This is a genomic window from Oleiphilus sp. HI0079 (genome assembly GCF_001635105.1).
The window spans coordinates 1-753 of sequence record NZ_LWFT01000223.1 but is presented as its reverse complement, the minus strand read 5'-3'; the positions used below and the strand labels follow the sequence as shown (position 1 = coordinate 753).

At 47.5% G+C, this 753-nt stretch carries 1 protein-coding gene; it reads left to right on the top strand.

The window, feature by feature from the left end; genetic code table 11:
- A partial coding sequence (locus tag A3750_RS03375) for a GGDEF domain-containing protein (RefSeq protein WP_156498354.1) occupies window positions 1-668 on the top strand: 668 nt, incomplete at its 5' end.
- Window positions 669-753: the final 85 nt, after the last annotated feature.

The window sequence follows — 753 nt, the reverse complement described above, 5'->3', positions numbered from 1 at the left end:
ATTCGCATCAACAAAGAATACCTGTGATCGCCAATATCCAATTGAAAGGTCGCTATTTGTACTGGTCACTGTTCTCGGCAGAGAAGCGCGACCTTTTGTACGAAGAGTTACTGGCAACCCAAAAAGAACTAGAGCAAAGTACCGAAGAGCTAATAGAACTTACCCGCGTTGATCCACTCACTAATCTGCTGAATCGCAGGGCAGCTCAATCCGATATTCAGAAACTGCTCACTCAAGTGCGCAGAAAGTTCATACCGATGGCCTTTCTCGTCGTCGATATTGACCATTTCAAAAAACTGAATGACCAGTATGGCCATGACAAAGGTGACGAAGTCTTGACCAGAAATTCAAGCATACTTCAGTCATCTAGCCGCCAAAGTGACGTTGTTGCCCGCTGGGGTGGTGAAGAGTTTTTGGTCGTGCTCTTTAATTCAGACAGAGAGCAAACATCTGCGTATTGCGACAGACTGCATCAGCGCATCAAGGCAAGCACTAACGAAGGCCCCTTGTACACCGTCAGCATTGGTGTAGCTCAGTTAACTGAAGATCAAATCGACCAGCCAAATGTGCTCGACATACTCATCAAGCAGGCAGATCAAGCCCTTTACCAGGCCAAAGCGAACGGTCGAAACAGAACAACGTTTTTCGAGCAAGCGAGCCAAGCTTAGTCCATAACACTCAACGAACAGACCAGCACCTTGGCTCTCGTTTTCTTTGCGTTCCGGCAAGCACTTCCTTCAAACACGCACCCTG